We start from the raw sequence: 23,855 nt of genomic DNA on the forward strand, positions 1-23,855 counted from the left end.
GTCCCGAGAGAGCATCGGAGCCGGCCACCCCGTCGCGAACGATCTCAGCGACCACTGGAGCGCTGGGGAGTTCCACAGCCTTGGCGACGCACACTGGAGACCTCCACAGCAGCAGCGGTCGTGATTCGGGTTACGTTCGCTTGCGCGCGAGACCTCGCCCACCGGCTGCCGGCGGGCGCGGCCGCGCCCGTCCTGCTTTCCCGACACGACGAGGGGACTGGCGATGAAGCCGCCTCGGTTTCTGTACTGCGACCCCGACACGCTGGACGCCGCCGTGGCCCTGAAGGCCCAGCACGGGTTCGACGCGCTGATGCTCGCCGGCGGGCAGAGCCTCATGCCGATGTTGAACATGCGGCTGGCCAGCCCCGGCGTCCTGATCGACATCAACGGGATCACCGACCTGCAGCGGGTCGTGCGCACCGACGACGTGCTGGAGATCGGCGCCGGTGTGCGCCAGTCGGCGATCGAGTCCGACGAGCAGGTGCACGCAGCCGTACCGCTGCTCGCCCGCGCCGTGCCCCACATCGGGCACGTCGAGAACCGCCACCGCGGAACGGTCGGCGGGAGCATCGCGCACGCCGACGGCGCGGCCGAGCTGCCCTGCATCGCGGTGACCCTGGACGCGGTGATCGTGGTGCGCGGCGCGTCCGGCGAACGGGAGATCCCGGCCAAGGATTTCTTCCAGGGCTTCCTCAGCAACGCCTGTGCCCCGGACGAGCTGGTGGTGGCGGTCCGCTTCCCGGTCACCCCCGCCGCGGCGGGCACGGGGTTCGTCGAGGTCGCGCGCCGCGAGGGCGACTTCGCGCTCGCCGCGGCCGCGGTCCAGGCGGAGCTCGATGAGCAGGGTCGGATCAGCCGGATCGCCGTCGGCCTCGCCGGCGTGGCAGCCACCCCCGTCCGCGCGACCGCCGTCGAAGACCGCCTCACCGGCGCCGCCGCCGATCCCGACACCGTGGCGGCGGCCGCGCAGCTCGCCGCCGACGTGGTCACCACGGGCGACGACCTGCACGCCACGGCCGCCTACCGCAAGCACCTCGCGACGACGGTCGTCATGCGCGCCGTCCTCGCCGCCGTCGCCGACGCCGAGCAGCGCACGCAGAACGGGAGCGCCTCGTGACCACCACCGAGAACCCGGCCGCCACCGACACGCGCACCATCACGCTGCGCGTCAACGGCCGCGAGATCACCCGCACCGTCTCGACCCGCACGACGCTGGCCGACTTCCTGCGCGACGACCTGGACCTCGTGAGCGTCCACCTCGGTTGCGAGCACGGGGTCTGCGGCTGCTGCACCGTGCTGCTCGACGGGCAGTCGGTGCGGTCCTGCCTGATGCTGGCCGTGCAGGCCCGCGGCCACGAGGTGGAGACCGTCGAGAGCCTGTCGGCCGATCAGACGAACCTGCACCCGATCCAGGAGGCGTTCGCCGAGGAGCACGCCCTGCAGTGCGGGTTCTGCACCCCGGCCATGGTGCTGCGCTGCAAGGAGATCATCGCGGACGGGCGCACCCGCACCGACGAGGAGGTGCGCCGCGAGATCTCCGGGATCCTCTGCCGCTGCACGGGCTACCAGAACATCGTCAACGCCGTGCAGAACGCGAGCCGCCGCTGCGCGTCGACCGGACAGGAGGCCTGAGCGATGACCGCCACCCAGGACCCCGCCCGCACCACGGAGGAGGGCCCGGACCGCCCGGCCTTCACCTACATCGGCAAGGACCGCAGGCGGGTCGAGGACCCCCGCCTGCTGGTCGGCCGCGGCGGCTACATCGCCGACATGAAGCTGCCGGGCATGCTGCACGCCGCGATCCTGCGCAGCCCGGTCCCGCACGCGCGCATCGCGTCGATCGACGTCTCGGCGGCGCTGGAGATCCCCGGCGTCGTCGCCGTGTTCACCGGCGAGGACGTCAAGGCGCACATGGACCCGTGCATGAACTTCGGCCCGGCGACGATCACGCAGTACCCGATCGCCGTGGACAAGGTCCGCTACGTCGGCGAGGCGGTCGCCGCGGTCGTCGCCGAGAACCGCTACATCGCCGAGGACGGCGTCGACGCGATCGTCGTCGAGTACGAGGAGCTGCCGGTCGTCTCCGATCCCCGCGCCGCGCTGGAGCCCGATGCCCCGGTCCTGCACGAGGAGCACGGCAGCAACCTCGGCTACGAGCGCACCTTCGAGTTCGGTGACATCACCGCCGCGCTCGAAAGCGCCGATCTCGTCGTCGAGGACGAGCTGCACTGGGGCCGCTCGGCCGGCATGCCGATGGAGACCACCGGCGCCATCGCCCGCCCCGGCCACAACGGCGTGCTGGAGATCTACTGCAACTCGCTGAACTTCAGCTACCTGCAGTTCCTGCTCGCCGCCGCGCTGCGCATCCCGTCGAACAAGCTGAAGATGCAGCCGGTGCCCGCGGGCGGCAGCTTCGGCAGCAAGTTCACCGCGCACAAGGTGCCGACGCTCGCCGGGTTCCTCGCGCTGCGGACCGGGCGCCCGGTGTGCTACCTCGAGGACCGCCTCGACCACCTGATGAACTCCGACCACCACGGTTCGGACCGCTACTACAAGGTGCGGATGGGCTTCACGAAGGACGGGCTGATCACCGGCCTGGACGTGGACGTGGTGGACGACTACGGGGCCTACATGCAGTTCGGCGTGGGCACCCACGGCAACGCGCTGTCGCAGGCGGTCGGCCCGTACCGGTTCCGCGACCTGCGCTACCGGCTGCGCGCCGCGGTCACGAACAAGTGCCAGCAGGGCGCCTACCGCGGCTTCGGCTCCGAGGTGCACAACTGGGTCCTGGAGCGGCTCGTCGAGCAGGGCGCGGCGAAGCTCGGCATCGCCCCGGAAGAGATCCGCAAACGAAACTTCGTGCTCCCCGAGGAGTTCCCGTACAAGATCCCCGGCGGGAACGTCTACGACAGCGGCAACTACCCCGGGGTGCTCGAGAAGGCCCTGTCGATGATCGACCTCGAGCACTGGCGCAAGGAGAAGGAGCGGCTGCGCCGGGAGGAGAACCGCTACATCGGCATCGGCATCGCCACCACCCAGGAGCGGTCGGTGTTCTCCTCGACCGAGTTCTGGTTCTGGTTCGACGAGCCACCGTTCCCGATCACCTCCAGCCCGGAGAGCGCGACGATCACGATCGACCCGACGGGCGCCTTCCAGCTGCTGCTGCACTGCCAGGCGATGTGGGGCAACAGCCCCGAGACGGTGGCGACGACGATCCTCGCGGAGGAGTTCGGCATCGAGCCGGAGTCGGTGAACGTCTCCTACGCCGACACGTCCCGGGCCCTGCCCGGCACGGGCCCCGGCGGCAGCCGGTTCACGGTGATGGTCGCGGGCGCCGTCCGCGGTGCGGCCCGCAAGCTGAAGAAGAAGCTGATCGACATCGCGGCGCACACCCTGGAGGTCGCACCGGAGGACCTGGAGCTGGTCGCCGCCCGGGTCCAGGTGCGCGGGGCCCCCGAGCGCTCGCTGGGGCTGCCCGAGCTGGCGGCATCGGCGTACTTCTTCGCGCTCAACCTGCCCCCGGGCATGCAGAGCGGGCTGGAGGAGAGCTACACCTACGACCACCCGTACACGACGCTGCCCTCGCCGGACCGCTCCGACCTGGGTGTCTTCTACCCGATCATGGGGCACGCCTGCCACATCGCGGTCATGGAGGTCGACCCGGACACCGGGATGACGAAGTTCCTCGACTACGTGGCCGTGCACGACGCGGGCACGGTGGTCAACCCGAAGAGCCTCGGCGGCCACGTCACCGGCGGCGCCGCGCAGGGCCTCGGCTCGACGCTGTACGAGGAACTGGCCTACGACGCCGACGGCCAGTTCCGGTCGTCGACGTTCCTCGACTACCTGGTGCCGACAGCCAACGAAGTGCCGCCGTTCCGCATCGGGCACGTCGAGACCCCGTCGCCCTACACCGAGTACGGGATCAAGGGCGGTGGTGAAGGCGGCCGGATGGTCACGCCGTCGGCAGTCTCAGCCGCGATCGACGACGCCCTGCGCGAGTACGGCATGCACGTGCGGGAGCTGCCGATCAAGCCGGCGGACATCGTCGCGACCGTCCAGGCGGCGCGCGCGAAGGGCTGACGCGGCGAACCTCGGCCCGGCTCCGTCGGCGGTGGCGGAGCCGGGCCGGTTCCACGCAGTGCCGGTTCCACGCAGTGCCGGTTCCACGCAGTGAGGATGTGGTCATGCAGCACACGTTCGGCTCGCCGCGCGAACTCGCCGACGGCCTCGCCACCGTCGGCTACCTCGCCGACGAGGCCCTCTCCATGGCGGTGTTCCTCGCGCTGCGCCTCAACCGGCCGCTGCTGCTGGAGGGCGCGAACGGGGTGGGGAAGACCGAGATCGCCAAGGCGCTCGCGGACCTGCTCGGACGCGATCTGGTCCGCCTGCAGTGCTACGAGGGGATCGACGCCTCCCAGGCGCTCTACGACTGGCACTACGCGCGCCAGCTGCTCGACATGCGGGCCTCGGACCGCACGTCGTCGGCTGACGTGTTCACGCGCGAGTACCTGCTTCCCCGGCCGCTGCTGACCGCGCTCGAAACCGGCGACCGGACGGTCCTGCTGATCGACGAGATCGACCGCGCGGACGACGAGTTCGAGGCGTTCCTGCTGGAGCTGCTGAGCGACTTCGCCGTCACGATCCCCGAGATCGGCCGGGTGGTCGCCAGCAGCCCGCCGCTGGTGGTGCTCACCTCCAACCGCACCCGCGACCTGCACACGGCGCTGCGGCGACGCTGCCTCTACCACTGGGTCGGGCACCCGGACGCCGAGCGCGAGTTCCGCATCCTGCAGGTGCGCGCCCCGCAGGTGCCGGCCGCGCTCGCGCGCCGGGTGGCCCAGGCGGTGCAGCGGATCCGGGCGCTCGGGCTCGGGAACCCGCCCGGCGTCGGCGAGACCATCGACTGGGCCAACGCCCTGCACGTGACCGGGTCGGCGACGCTGACCCCCGACGAGGCGGCCGCGACGCTGGGAGCGCTCGTCAAGGACGTCGACGACCAGCAGCTCGTCGCGGAACGGATCACCGAGCTGGTCCCGACGACGCCGTGACCACCCCGTTCGAGATCAGCGCGCGGCTCTGCGCCGGGTTCGCCGACCAGCTGCGCCGCCACGGGGTGGAGACGAGCCCGGAGCAGACCACGGCGCTGTACGCGGCGCTGCACCAGCTGGACCGGGTCCGGCTGCGCGATCTCTACCTCGCCGGCCGGGTGACGATGGTCGGCGCCCGCGAGCAGTTCACCGCCTACGACGCGGCGTTCCGCGCGTACTTCCTCGGCGCGGACGGAACCGGCGCGACCGCGGTCGCCGTGTCCCGCCCGGTGGCGGTCGCCGAGAGCCGGTCACCGGAACCCACCGCCGGGACGCCGAGCGCGCGGCCCGCGGAGGATGCCGACGACGAGGTCGACCACGCCCGGCTCACGCCCTCCGACATCCAGGTGCTCAAGGAGAAGTCGTTCGCCGCGATGGACGCCGACGAGCGGCGGCGCGCGGCGGCGCTGGTGCGCACCCTCGACGCGGACCTGCCGCGGCGGCGCTCCCGCCGCCGCGTGCGCGCCCACCGGGGACGCCACCTCGACACCCGCCGGTCGCTGCGCGCCGCGCTGCGCACCGACGGTGAGCCGATCCGCCTCGCGCGCCGGCGCAACCCGACCCGGGAGCGCCCGATCACGTTCGTGGTGGACGTCTCCGGGTCGATGGCGCCCTACGCGCTGGCCGTCCTGCGGTTCGCGCACGCGCTGGCGCACGCCGGGCACCGCGTCGAGGTCTTCACCGTCGGGGTGCGGGCCACGCGGATCACCGAGCAGCTGCGCCGCACCTGCGTCGACGCCGCGCTCAGCCGCATCGCCGCCGCCGTGCGGGACTGGGACGGCGGTACCCGCCTCGGCACCTCGCTGGCCACCGTCCTCGACCGGTACGGCGGCCACCGCGCCGTGCGCGGGGCGGTGGTCGTCGTGTGCTCCGACGGGCTGGACCGCGACGATCCTGCGATCCTGGCAACCGCGATGCAGCACCTGCACCGGATCGCCCACCGGGTGATGTGGTTGAACCCGCTCAAGGGCGATCCGCGCTACCGCCCGCTGCAGCGCGGCATGGCGGCCGCGCTGCCGCACGTCGACGTCTTCCTGCCCGGGCACAACCTGACCAGTCTCGAACAACTCTGCGCGGCGCTCGCCGCCGTGCGCAGGAGGTCCGCATGACCGACAGCACCGTCGACCGCATGGTGAGGGCCGCAACGGCACTCCTGGACAGCCTCGACGACGACCAGCGCGCCGCCGCGCACTTCCCGTGGCCGTCCGAGGAGGAGCGCCAGCGCTGGTTCTACACCCCGACCGACCACGGCGGCCTGCCGCTGACCCGCATGCGCCCGGTCCAGCAGCAGCGCACGATGCAGTTGCTGGCCACCGGGCTCTCCCGCGCCGGGTACGTCACCGCCGCCACGATCATGGGCCTGGAGAACGTCCTCGACGAGCTGGAGGGCTGGGACGTCGACTGGGGCCGCGAGCGCGGCCGCGATCCGCAGCTGTACTGGGTGGCGGTGTTCGGCGAGCCCAGCCACGCCGGGCCGTGGTCGTGGCGGTTCGGCGGGCACCACGTGTCGGTGCACCACCTGGTCGTCGACGGCCGGGTGCAGGCGAGCACCCCGTGCTTCTTCGGCGCCGACCCGGCCGAGTCCCCGCTCCTGGGCGGGCATCTGCTGCGCCCGCTCGGTGCGGCCGAGGACCTCGCTCGCGACCTCGTCCGGTCGCTCGACGAGGAGCGCCTGGCCCGGGCTCTGCTGACGCCGCGGGCGCCCGTCGACATCGTGAGCGCCAACCGCTCGCGCCTCTCCGACGGTGATCACCTGCTGCCGCTGGCCGACACCTGGCGCGGCCGGTTCACCGAGCAGCGCCTCATCGACCGCGTGCAGACCATGCACGAGACCGCTGAGGCGCGGGCCGGGACGTGCCCCGAGGACCGCGACGCCGTCCGCTACACCACGGTCCCGAAGGGGCTGGCCGCCCGCGACATGACGGCGGAGCAGCGCGACCAGCTGCGCGCCCTGCTGGACGTCTACCTCCGCCGCGTCCCGGACGAGATCGCCGAGCGCGAGGCCGCGAAGTTCGCCGGCGACGCCCTGCTCGACGTGCACCTGGCGTGGGCGGGCGGCACCGAACGCGGCGAGCCGCACTACTACCGGGTGCAGGGCCCGCGGCTGCTCGTCGAGTACGACAACACGCAGCGGGACGTGAACCACATCCACTCGGTGTGGCGCGACCCGGAGGGCGACTTCGGCTTCGACGTCCTCGCCCGCCACCTCGCCGCCCACCACGCGGGCTAGCGGGGCGCGGTCACCGGCGGCAGCCGCTTCTCGTCGATGCCGAGCATCCGCATCTTGCGGTAGAGGGTCGAGCGGGCGACGCCGAGCCGGTCCGCGGCGGCGGCCTTGTTGCCGTTGCACTCGGCCAGCGCCTGCACGACGATGTCGCGCTCGGCCCGTCGCAACGAACGGCCGCCGGTGCGGTCGCCGCCGGAGCGGTACTCCGGCGGTAGGTGCTCGAGCGCGATGTCGCTGCCCATCGAGCGCACGACGGCGCTGGCCAGCACAGCCTCCAGCTCCCGGACGTTGCCCGGCCAGTCCAGCGCGGTCAGCGTGCGCAGGGTGGTGGGCAACAGCCGCGGGATCGGGCGCCGGGTGCTGTGCGCGGCGATCAGCACGGGCGCCAGGTCGGCGATGTCGTCGCGGCGGTAGCGCAGCGGCGGCACCGTGATCGACACCGGGAAGTGGTCCAGGACGCGCGCGGCCGGGGTGGCGCTCCCGCGGGCGCGGGCGGTGGCGATGAGCCGGCCGGGCGGTGCGTCGTCGACGATCACCTCGATGCGCGGCGCGATCTCGTCGGGTACCTCGTCGAGGTGCCGCAGGACGACCGTGTCACCGCGGTCGAGGCTGGTGGTGATGCGCGCGATCCAGCCCTTCGGGTCGTCGTGCGCGCTCAGCGCGTCCAGCACGGTCAGCGCGTCCCGGCCCGCGCGGCGGCGGTGCACGACGGTCGCGACGTGCAGCTTCCCGGTCCCCGGCTCCCCGCAGACGAGCAGCGGTTGCGGCACCGCGAGCGCCACCTCGACGTCGCTGCGCAGCCGGTTCGCCGCGACGCTGCGGCCGACCAGCCCGTCGAGGCCGGTGCTCTTCCGGGGCCGGCTGCTGCGGGCCGGGCGCGGCCCGGGTCCCGGTCGCGCGTCGGGGCGGTTCGGCGTGCGCATCTCGACCAGCACCCCGGCGGTGTCGCCGCGGTCACCGACCCGCGTCGCTCGCGCCTGCACGACGAGGTCGCGCGACAGCCGCAGCTCGCCGACGGCCTCGTCGCGGCTGCTGAGCACGGTGCACGCCCAGTCCCAGAGCATCGCCTGGTCGGACGCGTCCAGCAGCTGCGACGCCGCGGTGTTCGCCATGACGACGTCCTCGTTGAGCGAGATGACGGCGTGCGTGTTCCGCCTGCCCGCCCGCACGAACCGCTCGAGCAGCATCCGCTCGCGCTTGGAGGCATCGGCGAGGATGTTCGACTCGATCTCCCGCACGGCCGCGAGCACCAGCGGCTTGAGCGCCTCGTGCGTGTCGCCGACGCGGCAGGTGACGTCGAGGACGCCCTCGACCGCGCCGGTGATCGGGTGCACGACCGGTGAACCGATGCAGGTGAACTCCTGAAGGATCTCGCGGAAGTGCTCGGCACCGGAGACCATGAACGGCCGGCGTTCCTCCAGCGCCGACCCGACCCCGTTGGTGCCGGTGAACTCCTCGGCGTAGACGAACCCCGGGCAGACCAGCGCCCGATCCAGCAGCTTCTCCAGCTCCCGCCCGCCCGGACGCCGGTCGATGATCTGCGCCTCGGAGTCGGCGAGCAGGATCGAGACGGGGCCGTCCGCCATCTGCTCGGCGAGCCGGTCGATCACCGGCAGGGCGGCGCGCAGCAGCCGGTTGGGCCGCTCGAACTCGGCCCGGTAGGGCACGTCCTCGCTGGTCGGTGTCATGCCGATCTGCTGGCAGCGGCGCCACGACGACAGGATCTCGCGGCGCAGGGCGACCCGGGCGACTTCGGGCGGGACCTCGTCGGGGATCTCGGCGTCGAGAACGCGCTCCCGCTCCTCCCGGAGCCTGAACTCGTGCTCGTCGCGGCGCACGCTCGCCCCCCTCCTCGTTGACGAAGGCCCAGGTCTGGATTCCAGCCGAGTGAACCAGGTCACTGCGCCGCGGTGGTGTCCGAAAACGCAACACAGCCGGGCCACCCGATGGTGACCCGGCCGGTTGCGCTCGGTCAATCGGTCACGTACTCACGGTATCCGTTCTTGCGCACCTCGTCCCACTTGCCGAAGTAGGCGGTCAGGCCACCCGAGTAGTTCAGCATCTGGGCGGGCTTGCCCGGCACGTTCGCGCCCCAGTACCAGGACCGGGCCCTGGGGAACAGGGAGTTCTCGAACAGCTCGTCGACGTGCGCGGTCCAGGCCTGCTCCGACTCGGGCGTGGACTCGAAGCGGGTGACGCCCTCCTCGCGCAGGTGCTGGAGCAGCTCGACGACGATGTCGCCCTGGTACTCCGCCGACGTCGGGCCGTTGCAGAACCCGGACGGGCTCTGCGGCCCGTACAGGAACAGCATGTTCGGGAAGCCCGCGGTCGACAGGCCCATGAACGTGTCGATGCGGTTCGCCCACTTCTCCTGCAGGCGGACCCCGCCGACGCCGCGGATGTCGATCGCCATGATCCCGCCGCGGTTGTTGTCGAACCCGGTGGCGAGCACCAGGACGTCGCACTCGATCAGCTCGTTCGCGGTGCGCACGCCCTCCGGCACGACCTCGGTGATCGGCTCGGCGTTCAGGTCGATCAACCGGACGTTGTCCTGGTTGAACACGTCGAAGTAGTCCTGCTCCAGGGCCGGCCGCTTCACGCCGAACGGGTGCGGCGGGGTGGCCGGGGCGAGCAGCTCGGCCGTCTTCGGGTCGTGCACGCGCTCGTGGACCTTCTCCCGCCAGAACTCGTAGAAGGTCCGGTTGGCCTCCTCGTCGGCGAGGATGTCGTGGTACATCCCGAGCCAGATCTTGAAGCCGCCCTCCTGCCAGAACTTCTCGTAGGTGGCGCGGCGCTCCTCCGGGCTGACCTCCTTCGCCGACTGGGGGATGAAGTCGAAGTCGAAACCGGCGAACGCGGTGTAGCGGATCTGGAAGCGCTCCGGCAGGGTGGCGCGCTCCTGCTCGTTCTCCTCGCGACCGTAGAGGGCCTGGCGCATCGGCAGCGCGAGGTTGGGCGTGCGCTGGAAGACGGTGAGCTGCGAGGCGACCTTCGCCGCCTCCTGCACGACCTGCACGCCGCTCGCGCCGGTGCCGATGACCACGACGCGCTTGCCGGTCATGTCCAGCCCGTCCTGCGGCCAGCGCGCGGTGTGGTGGCACTCACCGGAGAACGTGTCGAGCCCGGGGATGTTCGGGTACAGCGGCTTCGCGCCGAACCCGGTCGCGACGATCACGGCGCGCGCCCGCTGCTCCTTGCCGTCGGACGACCGGACGATCCACTCGCGCTGGTCCTCGTCCCAGTCCGCCCGGGAGACGAACGTGTTGAACTCGACGTCCTTGCGCAGGTCCAGCTTCTCGTCGACGTACTCGAAGTACCGGCGCACCTCCGCGTAGCCGGGGTACTTCTCGCGGAAGTCGAAGTCCTTCCACAGGTCCTTGTGGGCGAACTGGTAGATGTGGCCCTGGGTGTCGGTGCGCGCCCCCGGGTAGCAGTTCCACCACCAGATGCCGCCGAAGTCACCGGCGGCATCCCACACCTTGACCTTGAAGCCCAGGTCACGCAGGCGGTCGAGCTGGTAGAGACCCGAGAACCCGCCGCCGACGACCAGCACGTCGAGCACGTCGCTGCGCTCGTCGTCGGTACGGGCCTCGGTGGGCGACTCCACTGTCGTCATTGCACACTCCTCGGTCGGGCACGAAGGAAGGGGAGATCGAGAGGTCGGCCGGGGACCGGTCGCCGCGGGGTGCGAGGAGAAACCACGGCGACCGGCCACCTGTGTCGCGGACCGGCGGGCCGGTTCCGGTCCGGGACGTCCTGGATCAGTTCACGGGGTCCCGGCGTGCGGGACGTCGACGCGGACGGCGTGCATCTGGGCCTCGCGGTTGGCGCTGCGGGCCTTCTCGTCGAAGTCGGGCGCGACGCACATGAACAGCGTCCGGCCGTCGTCGCCGCCGAGGGCGACCGCGAACACGCCGTTGGGGGCGGTGCTCACCTCGTCGAGGATCTTGCCGCCGGGAGCGATGCGCAGGGCGCGGCTGTGCGCGCAGTCGGCGATCCAGATGGCGCCCTCGGCGTCCATGGTCAGCCCGTCCGGCGTGATCGTGGACTGCTCGACGCGCTTCTGCCAGCTCTTCTCGTCGCCGAGGTCGCCGAAGTTCGCGAAGTCCCGGCGCGGGCCGAGCGTGCCGTCGGGGTTGATGTCGAAGGCGGACACGCGGTTGCCGAACAGCTCGTTGACGATCAGCGTGCGCTCGTCCGGGGTGATCACCATGCCGTTCGGGAACGACAGGTCCTCGGCGACGACCTCGGCCGACCCGTCCGGGCGCACCAGCACCACGTTGGTGAACTCGTGCTCGGCGTCGCCCATGACGTCGAACCCGAAGTTGCCGACGTAGGCGTTGCCGTTGGGGGCCACGACCATGTCGTTGGTGTGCCAGGGGCACAGCTTCGACAGGTCGGCGTGCTCGACCAGCGTCCCGTCCGGTTCCTGGCGCAGCACCCGGCGATCCTTCATCGACACCACGAGCATGCGCCCGTCGGGCAGCCAGCCGAGGCCGGACGGCTGCTGGTCGACCACGGCGATCTGCTCGACCGGCCCACCATCAGCGGCGACCGCGTTCACCGTGTGCGTGTAGAAGTCCACGAAGTACAGGCGCCCGTCATGCCAGCGCGGTCCCTCGAGATAGGTGAATCCCTCGGCCACCACCGTGACCGGCCTCGTCGTCGTCATGTGCGCGTTGACCCTTCGTCGCGACTCTGCGGACGGGTGGCAACTGTGGGCCACCGCACAGTCACGGATCTGTCCGAATTCGCAACGCCGCGCATGTAGCGAATTCGGACACCTGCGCCGCGACGCGACCGACGAACCTGGGGCGCCACCGACGACGGAGGGAGCGCCCATGCTCGGCACGATGATGGACCGCCCGCTGCTCGTCAGCTCCCTGCTGCAGCACGCGGAACGCGTCCACGGCGATCGGGTGAACCTCAGCTGCGAGGCCGGGGAGGTGCGCCGCGCCTTCACCTACCGCGAGCTCGGGTCGGACGCGCGCCGGCTCGCAGCTGCCCTGAGCGAGCTGGGCGTGCAGCACGGCACCCGCGTCGGCTCGCTCGCCTGGAACAGCGACCGCCACCTGGCGGCCTACTTCGGCGTGCCCGGCATCGGCGCCGTCCTGCACACGATCAACCAGCGCATGCCTGCCGAGCACATCGCCTACGCGGTGAACCAGGCCGAGGACCGGGTGCTGCTCGTCGACGCCGACCTGCTGCCCGTCGCCCGCCAGATCGTGCCCGCGACCCCGTCGGTGCAGCACGTCGTCGTGCTCGGCGACGGCGAGGCGGACATCCCCGGGGTGCGGTCGTGGTCGTTCGACGACCTGATCGCAGAAGCCGCGGAGCTGGCCACCTTCCCCGAGCTCGACGAGCGCACCGCCGCGTCCATCTGCTTCACCTCAGGCACGACGGGGCTGCCGAAGGGCGTCGTCTACACCCACCGCAGCACGGTCCTGCACGCACTGGCGATCTCGCTGTCCGGCGGCGTGGCGATCTCGCCGGAGCGGTCCTACCTCGTCGCCTGCCAGATGTCGCACGTCAACAGTTGGGGCGTGCCGCACGCGGCGACGATGCAGGGCGCGCGGCTGGTGCTGCCCGGCCCGCACCCCAGCCCGCTGGACTACCTGAAGATCATCACCCGGCACCGCCCGGACATGCTCATCGGCGCGCCCGCCGTCATGGGGCTGATCCGCCACGAGTACCTGGCCAGGCGCGGCGAGTTCGATCTCTCCTCGATCCGCACGGTGTGGATGGGCGGGCAGACCCCGCCGCCCGCGCTGGTCGAGTGGTGGGCGGGCCACGGCGCGAACACCGTCAACGGCTGGGGCATGACCGAGACCCACCCGATGGCGACGTTCTCGCAGGGCCACACCGACCAAGGCCGCCCGCTCCCCCTCGTCGAGCTGCGGGTGGTGGACGAGGAGGGCGTCGAGCTGCCGTGGGACGGGCGGTCGGCGGGCGAGCTGGAGGCCCGCTCCCCCTGGGTGACCGGCAGCTACCTGGGCCAGACCGGCCCGTCGGAGTCGTTCCACGACGGCTGGCTGCGCACCGGAGACGTCGCCGTCATCGAACCGGACGGCACGCTGCGGATCAAGGACCGCTTCAAGGACCTGGTCAAGAGCGGCGGCGAGTGGATCTCGTCCGTCGAGCTGGAGAACCACCTCATGGAGCACCCCGCGATCACCGAGGCAGCGGTCGTCGCCGTGCCGCACGAGAAGTGGCAGGAACGTCCGGTCGCCTGGCTCGTGACCGCCACCGACGTCACCGACGACGAGCTGCGCGACTTCGTCCGATCGAAGTTCCCGAGTTACTGGGTGCCGGACGCGTTCGTCCGCGTCGACGCGATCCCGAAGACCTCCGTCGGCAAGGTCGACAAGGCGACGATCCGCAAGCAGCAGACCACCTCGTCGCTGGCCCCGAGCGCGGGCTGATCAGCGCCTGTGGTGGGCGAGCGCGTCGTGGTGCGCCGCCCCCTCCGGCCCCGCCGGACTCGTGTGCACCAGCGCGTCGACCAGCTTCGGGACGTGGTGGAGCAGCTGGTGGTGCGCCTCGCTCGCGATGGCGTGCGCCTCCACCACACTCAGGCCGGGATCGACCACGATCCCGGCCTCCGCGCGCACCCGGTGCCCCACCCAGCGCAGTCGCAGCGCCTCGACGTCGAGGACCCCGGGCACCGCGCGCAGCGTCCGCTCCGCCGTGTCCACCAGGCCCGGGTCGACGGCGTCCATCAGCCGCCGGTACACCTCCCGCGCCGCTCCGCGCAGCACGGCCAGGATCGCGATCGTGATCAGCAGGCCCACGATCGGGTCGGCCAGCGGGAACCCGAGCGCCACCCCGATGGCCCCCAGCACCACCGCGAGCGAGGTGAACCCGTCCGTCCGCGCGTGCAACCCGTCCGCGACCAGCGCCGCAGACCCGATCCGCCGCCCCACCCGGATCCGGTAGTGCGCCACCCACTCGTTGCCCACGAACCCGATCAACCCGGCCACGACCAGCGCACCGATGTGCTCGATCGGCTCCGGCTCGAACAACCGCCGCACCGACTCGTACCCCGCGACGCCCGCCGACAGCGCGATCATCGCGACGATGAACACCCCGGCCAGGTCCTCGGCCCGCCCGAACCCGTACGTGTAGCGCCGCGTCGGCGCCCGCCGCCCCAGCACGAACGCGATCCACAGCGGCACCGCCGTCAGCGCGTCCGACACGTTGTGCACCGTGTCGGCCAAGAGCGCCACCGACCCGGTCAGCATCACCACGGCCATCTGCGCGAGCGCCGTGACCCCCAGCACGACCAGGCTGATCCGCACCGCCCGGATCCCGTCGGCACTCGCCTCCAGCGCCGAGTCGACCGAATCCGCCGCGTCGTGGCTGTGCGGGGCGAAGATCGACGCGATGAACCCGCGCACGCCCGACCGCTCGTGGCCGTGTCCATGCCCGTGGCCGTGACCGTGGCCGTGTCCGTGTGTTCCGGCGTTCACGGGAAAAGAATGTACGACATTCCGCGAACACAGCGATCATTCCCCGCCTTGCTGCACGTCATGTGCAACTGACAAGCCGGCCCGAATACACAGAGCTCGCCGTTGCCACGTCTTCACGACGGCCGAGGCGCTCCGGCGCGGATCCCGAATTCCGCCACGCCATTCCGAGGCAAGCAGAACTACCGACGATTTCGGATCCGCGCGGAAGCGGTGATGCCAGGTTGCCGGAAATTCGCTTCCCTGCCGTCTCGTAGCAGGAGAGGAGCTCCGCTAGGCGTGATCCACCTCCACGCCACCCGGGGGCTCGGGCTCCGAACTGCGCCTCGCCGCGCGGTCCGAGCACTACCGGAGGTGGCCACCGTGCTCGCGCGCGTCGACGACGGCGGAGGAGGCGCGCAGCGCCCGAGGGACGAGGGCGCGAGCACCGGAGGAGCCGCCGTCGACGTGAGGAGCGCGCGAGCCGCGCTCTGCGACGAAGGAGCAGAGCGCAATCCCACACAGCCCACCGAAAAGCCAACAGGGCCGGTGAGTCTGCAAGCACGCTTTCCGCTTGCGGACCCACCGGCCCTGCGGCATCGCGACGGCGAGCGACCGACGGTGGAGCCGCCCGCCAGAGCACCACCCGAGGCAGGATCAGGGCCCCGGAACCCGTTCCGGGGCGGGACCCGGGCGATGCACCGATCAGAGCCTCACCGCCCCACGGCCACCGGCTTCGGCTCCGGCTGCGCCTCGCTCACCGATCCGCGTCCCGACATCATCAACGCGGGCACCAGCGCCACGACGCTCAGCCCGATGCTCCACAGGAACGCCTCGTGGAAGGCGATCCCCAGGGGCGACGACCCGGCGACGAACGCCAGCACCGACGCCAGCACCGCGGTCCCCGCGGCGCCGCCGAACTGCTGCAGCAGCCGCACGATGGCCGAACCGGCCGGCACGTCCTGCCGCGGCAGGTGCGTGAAGGCGTCGGCAGAGATGGCGACGGTCGCGGCACCGAGGGCGCCACCTCGCACGACCAGCGCGAGGGCGAGGGTCGCGTAGCTGGTCGTCTCGTCGGCCATCGCGAACGGCACCGTCGCGGCGGCGACGAGGACGAGGCTCACGACGGTGATCGTCCGGGCACCGACGCGGTCGACGATCCCGCCGACCCAGCGGGTCAGCAGGGTCCCCACGCCCTGCACCGCGAGGATCATGCCGGCGGCGAAGGCGCCGGCTCCCCGCTCCTGCTGGAAGTACAGCGGGATCAGGAAGAGCGCCCCGTAGAGGGCGGCCCCGGCGAGGAACAGCGCGATCGACGGCGCGGCGAACGAGCGGTCGGCGAAGAGCCGCACCGGGATCAGCGCGCTGCTCCCCTTGCGCAGGCTCCACACCACGAACCCGATCAGCAGCACGACGCCCAGCACCAGCGGCAGACCGATGGCCATCGGGTCGGCCCCGGATCCGGCGCTGGTCAGCCCGAACGTCAACGCGACCACGGCCGGGCCGAGCAGCAGCAGGCCGGGCACGTCGAGCTTGCGCGTCGGGTCGGCCGCGTCCCGCGGGACGTACTTGACCGCGAGCGCGATGGCGGCCACGACCAGCGGGATGTTCACGGCGAAGATCCACCGCCAGCTCCCGCCGTCCACGATGGCGCCGCCGGCGAGCGGTCCGGCGATCGGTGCGATCACGCTGACCAGCATCACGATCGTCAGCACGCGGGCGGTCTTGGCCGGGCCCGCAGCGCGGACCAGGATCGTCTGCACCACCGGCAGGATGACGCCGGCACCCAGGCCCTGGACCACGCGGAAGGCGATCAGGCTGCCGAGGTCCCACGCGAACGCGGACAACACCGAGCCGGCGAGGAAGACGCTCAGCCCGACGAGCCACAACCGGGATGCGCCGAGCCGAGCCGTTGCCCACGACGTGAGCGGCACCGCCACGCCGAGGGCCAGCAGGTAGCCGGTGATCACCCACTGGACCGAACTCATACCGACGTCGAGGTCCGTCGCGAGCGCGGGCAGGGCGACGTTGACGATCGTCGTGTTGACCAGCGGCGCGAGTGCACCGAGGACGAGCACCAGGGACAGCCGCACCAACGGACGGCCGAGCGGCTCACTCATGATCTCTCCTTGAGATACGCGTGTCTCTTACCTCTCGTAAGATACACCTGTATCCTTGGATGTGTGAGTGATGTAGGACAACCGCAGCGCCGGCGGGGCGCCGCGCTGGAGCAGGCGCTCGTCGACGCGGCATGGGCCGAGCTGCAGCGCGCGGGCTACGACGGCTTCACCATCGACGCCGTCGCCAAGTCGGCCGGCACCAGCCGCGCCGTCGTCTACCGCCGCTGGCCGAACCGGGCCGCGCTCGTCCTGACGCTGGTGCAGGAGCACTTCGGGTCGATCGCCGACGAGGTACCCGACACCGGCGACCTGCGCGACGACGTGCTGGAGAAGCTGCGCGGCGCGATCGCCCGCATCGAGGCGGTCGGCGTCGACGTCATGACCGGCCTGCTCAGCGAGCTGGACGACGTGCCCGATGCCCTCATGTCCGCCGCCCCGGACGTGTTCCGCCGGATCATCGAACGCGCCCGGGAGCGCGGCGAGATCGGACCCGGCCCGATTCCCGAGTCCGTCGTCACCGTGCCGATCGTCATGGCCCGCTACGCGATGATGGCCACCCGCGAGCCGCCGAGCGAGGAACGCCTGCGCGCGATCGTGGACGAGCTGTTCATGCCGCTCGTGCGGTACTACGCCGGAACGGCGGCGGACTGATCCACCCCGCGGAAGAGCTCGGCCCAGCCGACCACCCGGGAGGCCACCGCGTCGAGCAGAGCGCGATCGTGTGAGATCGCGAGGACCCCGATGCGCTCCGACCGGGCCCGGTCGAGCAGCAGGTACCAGATGCGGGCCTGCGTGAGCGCATCGAGGCTGGCGCTGATCTCGTCGGCGACGAGGTAGCGCGGACGGGCGAGGAGAGCACGCGCGAGGTTCACGCGCTGCAGCTCGCCACCGCTGACCTCGTGCGGGTACCGGTCGAGCCAGTGCTCGCCCACGAGCTCCGGATCTGGTGCGGCGTTCCGGTCAGCCTCCGCCAGCACCTCCCTGATGGTCCACCGGGGATCGACCGCGTGCTGGGGGTGTTGGAGCACGAGCTGGACCGGGTGCGGCCGGCCTGGGGCCGGTCGCGGCGGCCGACCGTCGACCTCGATGCGGCCGGCTTCGGGGGTCAGCAGCCCGGCGGCGAGCCGGCCGAGGGTGCTCTTGCCGACCCCACTGGGACCGTGCAACCCGACGATCTCCCCGGGTTCCACGGCCAGCCGGGCACCAGCGACGACCCAAGGCGATCGGGGGCCGTAGCGGAAGCGGACACCGTCGAGCAGCAGCATCAAGCCACCTCCCCGACGGCGGGCAGGCGCAGCCCGTTCGCCGGAAGGGCCCGCCAGAGGGCCCGTGTGTAGGGGTGGCGCAACCGTTCCCCATCCCCGGTGAAGTCCTGCGGTGCGGCCACGTCCACCGTCCGGCCCTCCTCGCAGATGACGATCCGGTCGCTCACCGGGAGGGCGGCCACCAGGTCGTGGGTGATCAGGACGACGCCGCAACCGTCGTCCGCGCGGGCCCGCAGCTCGTCGAGCACCGCTTCGGCGCTCTCCTGCTGGAGCCCGGGTGTCGGCTCGTCGGCGATGATGATCCGCGGCCTGCCCAGCAACGCCATCGCCACGAGGACCCGCCGGGCCATGCCCCCGGACAGCTCGTGGGGGTAGCGACCGAGCACCTCGGCGCCGAGGCCGCGCCGGTGCAGGGCGCTGGCCGCGGCCGCGGCCGGATCCGCCAACCCGGCGAGCCGAGCGGCCCGGCGGATCTGGCGACCGACCGGGGCGACCGGATCGAGGTAGGTCACGGACTGCGGGAGCAGGACGACGTCCCGCCCGGCGAACCGCCTGCGGTCCGCCGGGGCCGCCTCGAACCCGTCGACCACGACGCGGCCGCTCTCCACGGCGTTGGGCGGTAGCAGGCCGAGCACGGCGTGGGCGAGCAGGCTCTTGCCCGCCCCGCTGGCACCGACGAGGGCGACGACCTCGCCCGGGGCGACGTCGAGATCCATGCCGGCCAGGCCTGGGACGACCCGGCGCCGCAGTCCTCGTTCGTACTGGACGAACGAGACGGTGAGGTCCTCGATCTGCAGTCGGGTCATAGGTGGACGCTCCTCGGGTCGACCAGCGCACGGGCGTTCTCCCCGATCGTGTCGACGAGCTTGACGACGATCAGCAGGCAGAGCCCGGGCAACAGCGCCAGCCACCACGCGCCGGCGGTGAGGTACCGCATGGACTCGGCAAGCAGGACGCCGATCGAGGGCTCGGCCGGGTCGACGCCGAGGCCGAGGAACGACAGCGCGGCCTCGTGGAGGATGGCGTGCGGGAACAGCAGGACCGTGCCGACCACGACGTGCCCGAGCAGGTGCCGGGCGAGGTGGCCGGCCGCGATCGCCGGCGCGCTGCTGCCGAGGCCGCGCGCGATCGCGACGTAGTCCGAGCCGACCACCTGCCGGGCCTGGCCGCGCAGCACCCGGGTCAGGGTCGGCCAGTGGGTCAGCGCCACGGCGACCACCACCGCGTGGGTGCCACCGCCGAGCGCGAAGGCCAGCAGGATGAGCAGCACCAGGTGCGGCAGGGCCAGGAAGGCGTCCACCAGCCAGCAGACGATCCGGTCGACGATCCCGCCGAACACCGCCGCAGCGCAGGCGAGCACCACCGCGATCGCGGCGGAGACCAGCGCAGCGAGCGTGCCGACCACCAGGGACAGCCGCAGGCCGGCCAGCGTGCGGGCCAGCACGTCGCGGCCCAGCCGGTCGGTGCCGAACGGGTGCCCCCACGATGGGGCCAGGTTGCGCTCGGTCAGCGAGGTCGCCTGGGCAGTGTCGACCGCTGCCGTGCCCGCGACGACCACGGCCGCCACCACGACGAGCGCGGAGGCGATCCACCAGAGCGTCCGTCGTCTGCGGTCAGGCAGCCGCAGCGCCGCCCCGGACACGACCGTCTCTGCGGTGGTCATGCCGCCTCCTCGGCGAGCGCGCGGGCGCGGACACCCCGCCCTGCCGTGAGCCGCGGCCTGCGCACCCGCGGATCGACCCAGGCGTGGACGAGGTCACCCAGCTGATTGCCCACGAACACGAACACGGTGGTGAAGAGGGCGATCCCGAGCAGCAGCGGCACGTCCTGCGCGAGCGCCGCCTGCGTCGTGGCGGCCCCGAGCCCCGGATAGGAGAAGACCTGCTCGGCCAACACCGAGCCGCCGAAGAGCTCCCCCCAGGAGCTGAACTGAAGCAGCAGTGCCGGCGCCGCGGCGTTGCGCAGCACCCGGTGCAGCACCAGCCCGGACGTCGACTCGCCCTGCGCGCGGGCGAACGCGACGAAGTCGCTCTCCATCGCCTCGACGACGGCCTGCCGGGTATGCAGCACGACCGGCGCGACCCCGACGATCGACAGCGTCACCGCGGGCAGGAGGAGGTGGTGGATCCGGTCGAGCAGGTCGACCTCGTCGGCGACGACGCCCACCGGCACCGCGCAGCACAGCGGGGTCCAGCCCAGCCACACCGAGAACACGTAGAGCAGGAGCAGACCCACCCAGAACGTCGGCGCGGACGCCAGCGTGTACGCCCACCAGGTCACGACCCGGTCGAGCGTCCGCCCGCGGTGCACGCCGGCCAGCAGACCGAGGCCGAACCCGATCACCCCGGAGAGCAGCCACGCGACCGCCATCAGGGCGAGGCTGGTGAGGAAGCGCTGCGCGATCACCTCGCCGACCGGTTGGTTGAACGTCAGCGAGTAGCCGAGGTCGCCCTGCAGCAGGTTGCCCAGCCAGGCGCCGAACCGCTCCAACGGCGGATCGTCGAACCCCCACCGTTCGGCGATCAGCGCACGCTGCTGCGGTCCGATCGCGGCGATGTCCGCCCCCACGTAGACGCTGATCGGATCGACCGGCGAGTTCACCATGAGGACGAACGACGCCACCGCCACGGCGGCCAGGAGCAGCACCAGGCGCAGGATCCGGCGCGCGATCTCGGCCAGCAGCGAAGCCAGCACAGTGGTCAGCACGTCCAGCGCCAGCTCGTGATGCCCGCCGTGATCGGCCAGCCGTGGCCGTGCGGCTCGATCTGCGGGCGGCCGATGTCGAGGCACTCGTCGACGTAGTACGTGTGCTGCAGGTTGACCAGCCACGCCCACGCCGCGTCACCGGTCGGCCCGAACCCGGCACCGGTCTCGTCGGCCTGCGCGGCGCGCCAGTGCTCGATCGCCGCTTCCGGGTCGGTCGCGGCCATCGCGGCATCGAGGTGCGCGTCCACGACCGGGTTCGCGTAGAACCCCGGGTTCCAGTACTCGATGCCCGCCTGCCGGGACGAGTAGAGGTTGTACATCTCGGTCGGGTCGTGGCTGCCCCACCCGAACAGCACCGCATCGGCGTGCATGCGGGTGTCGATGACGTCCCAGCTCACCCCCTTGGCGTCGATCCGCACACCGATCGGGCGGACCATGTCCGCGACGGCGAGCGCCAGGCCCTGGCGCAGCGTGTCCGAAGCCGGGTAGAGCAGGGTGAACTCGGCGCGCAGCCCGTTCCGCTCGCGCACGCCGTCGCCGTCGGAGTCGATCCAGCCGGCAGCGTCCAGGATCGTGGCCGCGCGGGCCGGGTCGTTGCCGGCGATCGCCGAGCGGGACTCGTACCAGGGCAGACCGTCGACCGGGCCGGTGGCGGGCGAACCGAAGCCTTCGAGCACGCCGTCGACGAGTGCCTGCCGGTCCACCGCCCAGTTCACCGCCTGCCGGATGGCCAGGTCGGACGTGACGTCGTTGCCGATGGGGAGCCCATCGGCGGTGGTCCGGCCGGTCGCGGGGACGTAGGGGAACATGATCCCCCGGTTGTCGACCGACGTGACCGGGACGAGCCGCATGCCGGGGACGGTGGCCTTCGCCAGCGACGACGGGACGGCGGCCATCGCCACCTGCCCGGCGGCGGCTGCGGCCATCGTGGCGTCCTCGTCGGTGAACAGGAACACCACGCGCCGGAACGGCGGCCGCGGACCGTAGTAGTCGTCGTTGCGCTCGACGATCAGCTGCTGGCCCGGGTCCCACTGCACGAGGCGGAACGGCCCCGACCCGATCGGGTTGCGGGCGTAGTCCGGCCCGTGCGCGTGCTCGGGCACGATCCCCAGCGACACCAGCCGGTTGACGAACGTGCTCTGCGGCCTGGTCAACCGCAGCTCCACGGTGTCGTCGTCGACCGCCACCGCCTCCCGCAGTGCGGTGACGTCGGTGCGCCCGCCGCTGCGGCTCGCCGTGGTGAACGTGTAGGCGACGTCGCGAGCGGTGACCGGCGTGCCGTCGGTGAACCGGGCGTCGGTGCGGATGTCGACGGTCCACACGAGCCCGTCGTCGCTGACCGACCAGCTCGTCGCGAGGTCGGGGACGATGTTCAGGTCGGCGTCGCGGGTCAACAGCGTCGAGTGGAACAGCGGCGACCCGTAGCGACCCCAGCCCAGGGTCGGGTCGTAGCCCTCGTCGGACTCCCCGCCGATCGCCAGCCGCACCTCGTCGGGCGTTCCCTCAGCCGGAGCCGGCGCCGGCGTGCCGCAGCCGGCGACCACCACCGCCGCGGCGGCGGCCGAGGCCAGCCACCGCCCGGCGCGCACTGCACCTATTGCCATCGAACCTCCGTGATCCGCAGCGCCGCGATCTCGACCTCGAGGCATTGAAGATGCAGTTGCAAGATATTTGCAAGAGCCATCTGATGGCGCACTCTGCCATAGGACAGGTGCGCAGCAGCTACCTGCCCCGGGCCGCTCGTAGGCTGGCGCTCCGCACCCGTGTCCCGTGGAGGAAGCGATGAACCGTCCGTTGGCCGGCCTGCAGGTCGTCGAGTGCGCCAGCTTCGTGGCGGGCCCGACGGGCGGGATGACGCTGGCCCAGCTGGGCGCGAACGTGATCCGCATCGACCCGATCGGCGGCAACACCGACTTCCACCGCTGGCCGGTGGTGGGCAGCGGTTCCGGCCCGGCCGACGCAGAGTCCTACTACTGGGCCTCGCTGAACAAGGGCAAGCGCTCGGTCACGATCGACATGCGCTCCGACGAGGGCCGGGAGCTGGTCCTCGCCCTGATCACCGCCCCCGGCGACGATCGCGGGGTGCTGGTGGACAACGTCGTGGGCCGCCGCTGGATGGCCAACGACGTGCTGGTCGGGCGCCGCCCCGACCTGATCCACCTGCGGGTGCAGGGCTACCCCGACGGCCGCCCCGCCGTCGACTACACCGTCAACGCCGAGGTCGGCATCCCGCAGATCACCGGCTCGGAAGAGGGCGGCGCCCCGGTCAACCACGTGCTGCCCGCCTGGGACCTGGTCACCGGGCTGACCGTGTCCACCGGGGTGCTCGCCGCGCTCTACGACCGCGCCCGCACCGGGAACGGCGCCTACATCGAGCTCGCGCTGGCCGACGTCGCCCTGGCCGGGGTGGCCAACCTCGGTTGGCTGTCCGAGGCCGTCGACCGCGGCGCCGACCGGCCCCGGCACGGCAACCACGTCTACGGCTCGTTCGGCGTCGACTTCGCCTGCTCCGACGGCGCCCGCGTCATGGTCGTGGCGCTGACCGAGGGCCAGTGGGCGGCGCTGCGCACGGTCACCGGCACCGAACAGGTCTTCGCCGCTCTCGAACGTGCCCTCGACGCCGACCTGACCAAGGAGTCCGAGCGCTACCGGCTGCGCGAGACCATCGCCGCGGTCCTGCGCCCGTGGTTCGCCGCTCGCGACCTCAAGCCGTCTCCGACGAACTCGACGCCGCCCGCGTGCTGTGGAGCCGCTACCGCGGCATGAGCGAGGTCGTCGAGGCGCACCGCGGCGGCCACCACCCCGTCCTGGCCGACGTGCCCATGCCCGGCGGCCACGACCTCATCACCGCCCGCTCACCCCTGCGCTTCGGCGGCGACCACGGCCCCGCCGGCGACGTCCCCGCCCTCGGCCAGCACACCGACGAGGTCCTCGCCGAGGTCCTGGGGCTGAGCGACCCGGAGATCGGCGGCCTGCACGACCGGGGCGTGGTCGGCTGACGC

At 72.1% G+C, this 23,855-nt stretch carries 20 protein-coding genes; 10 read left to right on the forward strand and 10 right to left on the reverse strand.

Annotation, left to right across the window (positions count from 1 at the left end):
• Positions 1-223: 223 nt before the first annotated feature.
• From BUE41_RS08965 to BUE41_RS08990, 6 genes are all read left to right on the forward strand, one after another.
• Positions 224-1,117 carry an FAD binding domain-containing protein gene (locus BUE41_RS08965; protein WP_073456534.1) on the forward strand — a complete coding sequence of 298 codons (894 nt, stop codon included), beginning with the start codon at positions 224-226 and terminating at the stop codon, positions 1,115-1,117.
• Entirely contained in the window at positions 1,114-1,632 is a 519-nt protein-coding gene (locus tag BUE41_RS08970; protein ID WP_073456535.1) for a (2Fe-2S)-binding protein, read from the forward strand. The genes BUE41_RS08965 and BUE41_RS08970 overlap by 4 nt, the downstream gene beginning before the upstream one ends.
• Positions 1,633-1,635: 3 nt before the next feature.
• Positions 1,636-4,083 carry a xanthine dehydrogenase family protein molybdopterin-binding subunit gene (locus tag BUE41_RS08975; protein WP_073456536.1) on the forward strand — a complete coding sequence of 816 codons (2,448 nt, stop codon included), beginning with the start codon at positions 1,636-1,638 and terminating at the stop codon, positions 4,081-4,083.
• Between the two features lie 104 nt (positions 4,084-4,187).
• Complete coding sequence (locus BUE41_RS08980; RefSeq protein WP_073456537.1) at positions 4,188-5,051, forward strand: AAA family ATPase; 864 nt, start codon at positions 4,188-4,190, stop codon at positions 5,049-5,051.
• Entirely contained in the window at positions 5,048-6,199 is a 1,152-nt protein-coding gene (locus BUE41_RS08985; protein ID WP_143172050.1) for a vWA domain-containing protein, read from the forward strand. Before BUE41_RS08980 ends, BUE41_RS08985 begins: the two co-directional genes overlap by 4 nt.
• On the forward strand, positions 6,196-7,320 hold the full coding sequence (locus tag BUE41_RS08990; RefSeq protein ID WP_073456538.1) for a DUF3500 domain-containing protein: 1,125 nt from the start codon (positions 6,196-6,198) through the stop codon (positions 7,318-7,320). Before BUE41_RS08985 ends, BUE41_RS08990 begins: the two co-directional genes overlap by 4 nt.
• Here the strand turns inward: BUE41_RS08990 and BUE41_RS08995 are convergent.
• The 3 genes from BUE41_RS08995 to BUE41_RS09005 all read right to left on the reverse strand — a co-directional run bounded on the left by BUE41_RS08995 (position 7,317) and on the right by BUE41_RS09005 (position 11,989).
• Positions 7,317-9,155, reverse strand: coding sequence for a sigma-54-dependent Fis family transcriptional regulator (locus BUE41_RS08995; RefSeq protein WP_084754603.1), 1,839 nt, complete (start codon positions 9,153-9,155; stop codon positions 7,317-7,319). The genes BUE41_RS08990 and BUE41_RS08995 overlap by 4 nt on opposite strands.
• A gap of 134 nt (positions 9,156-9,289) precedes the next feature.
• Positions 9,290-10,933, reverse strand: a complete 1,644-nt coding sequence (locus BUE41_RS09000; RefSeq protein WP_073456539.1) for a flavin-containing monooxygenase — start codon at positions 10,931-10,933, stop codon at positions 9,290-9,292.
• A gap of 150 nt (positions 10,934-11,083) precedes the next feature.
• Entirely contained in the window at positions 11,084-11,989 is a 906-nt protein-coding gene (locus tag BUE41_RS09005) for an SMP-30/gluconolactonase/LRE family protein (RefSeq protein ID WP_073456540.1), read from the reverse strand.
• 169 nt (positions 11,990-12,158) lie between these two features.
• On the opposite strand from BUE41_RS09005, the gene BUE41_RS09010 reads away from it, so the two are divergent.
• Positions 12,159-13,739, forward strand: a complete 1,581-nt coding sequence (locus tag BUE41_RS09010; RefSeq protein ID WP_073456541.1) for a long-chain fatty acid--CoA ligase — start codon at positions 12,159-12,161, stop codon at positions 13,737-13,739.
• Here BUE41_RS09010 and BUE41_RS09015 read toward each other — a convergent pair whose 3' ends face one another.
• The gene (locus BUE41_RS09015; RefSeq protein WP_234997087.1) at positions 13,740-14,714 is read right to left on the reverse strand and encodes a cation diffusion facilitator family transporter; all 975 of its coding nucleotides are present in this window, start codon (positions 14,712-14,714) and stop codon (positions 13,740-13,742) included.
• Between the two features lie 761 nt (positions 14,715-15,475).
• Positions 15,476-16,882, reverse strand: coding sequence for a DHA2 family efflux MFS transporter permease subunit (locus BUE41_RS09020; RefSeq protein WP_073456543.1), 1,407 nt, complete (start codon positions 16,880-16,882; stop codon positions 15,476-15,478).
• Positions 16,883-16,945: 63 nt separating this feature from the next.
• On the opposite strand from BUE41_RS09020, the gene BUE41_RS09025 reads away from it, so the two are divergent.
• Positions 16,946-17,533 carry a TetR/AcrR family transcriptional regulator gene (locus BUE41_RS09025; RefSeq protein WP_073456544.1) on the forward strand — a complete coding sequence of 196 codons (588 nt, stop codon included), beginning with the start codon at positions 16,946-16,948 and terminating at the stop codon, positions 17,531-17,533.
• On the opposite strand, the gene BUE41_RS09030 is transcribed toward BUE41_RS09025, so the two are convergent.
• From BUE41_RS09030 to BUE41_RS09050, 5 genes are read right to left on the reverse strand one after another with little or no spacing between them, the layout of a single operon-like run.
• Positions 17,509-18,147: an ABC transporter ATP-binding protein gene (locus BUE41_RS09030; RefSeq protein ID WP_073456545.1), complete on the reverse strand. Its 639-nt coding sequence runs from the start codon at positions 18,145-18,147 to the stop codon at positions 17,509-17,511. The genes BUE41_RS09025 and BUE41_RS09030 overlap by 25 nt on opposite strands.
• Entirely contained in the window at positions 18,147-18,953 is an 807-nt protein-coding gene (locus BUE41_RS09035) for an ATP-binding cassette domain-containing protein (protein WP_073456546.1), read from the reverse strand. The genes BUE41_RS09030 and BUE41_RS09035 overlap by 1 nt, the downstream gene beginning before the upstream one ends.
• The gene (locus BUE41_RS09040; protein WP_073456547.1) at positions 18,950-19,810 is read right to left on the reverse strand and encodes an ABC transporter permease; all 861 of its coding nucleotides are present in this window, start codon (positions 19,808-19,810) and stop codon (positions 18,950-18,952) included. Before BUE41_RS09040 ends, BUE41_RS09035 begins: the two co-directional genes overlap by 4 nt.
• A complete protein-coding gene (locus tag BUE41_RS09045) occupies positions 19,807-20,853 on the reverse strand; it encodes an ABC transporter permease (protein ID WP_234997088.1) in 1,047 nt (348 codons plus the stop codon). The genes BUE41_RS09040 and BUE41_RS09045 overlap by 4 nt, the downstream gene beginning before the upstream one ends.
• Positions 20,847-22,457: an ABC transporter substrate-binding protein gene (locus BUE41_RS09050; protein ID WP_073456548.1), complete on the reverse strand. Its 1,611-nt coding sequence runs from the start codon at positions 22,455-22,457 to the stop codon at positions 20,847-20,849. The genes BUE41_RS09045 and BUE41_RS09050 overlap by 7 nt, the downstream gene beginning before the upstream one ends.
• A 178-nt stretch (positions 22,458-22,635) precedes the next feature.
• Here BUE41_RS09050 and BUE41_RS09055 point away from each other — a divergent pair, with 178 nt between their 5' ends.
• Together BUE41_RS09055 and BUE41_RS31775 are read left to right on the forward strand one after the other, a co-directional pair.
• Positions 22,636-23,619 carry a CoA transferase gene (locus BUE41_RS09055; RefSeq protein ID WP_234997090.1) on the forward strand — a complete coding sequence of 328 codons (984 nt, stop codon included), beginning with the start codon at positions 22,636-22,638 and terminating at the stop codon, positions 23,617-23,619.
• Positions 23,616-23,852, forward strand: coding sequence for a hypothetical protein (locus BUE41_RS31775; protein ID WP_234997092.1), 237 nt, complete (start codon positions 23,616-23,618; stop codon positions 23,850-23,852). The genes BUE41_RS09055 and BUE41_RS31775 overlap by 4 nt, the downstream gene beginning before the upstream one ends.
• Positions 23,853-23,855: the final 3 nt, after the last annotated feature.

Source organism: Pseudonocardia thermophila (assembly GCF_900142365.1).
GTDB lineage: Bacteria > Actinomycetota > Actinomycetes > Mycobacteriales > Pseudonocardiaceae > Pseudonocardia > Pseudonocardia thermophila.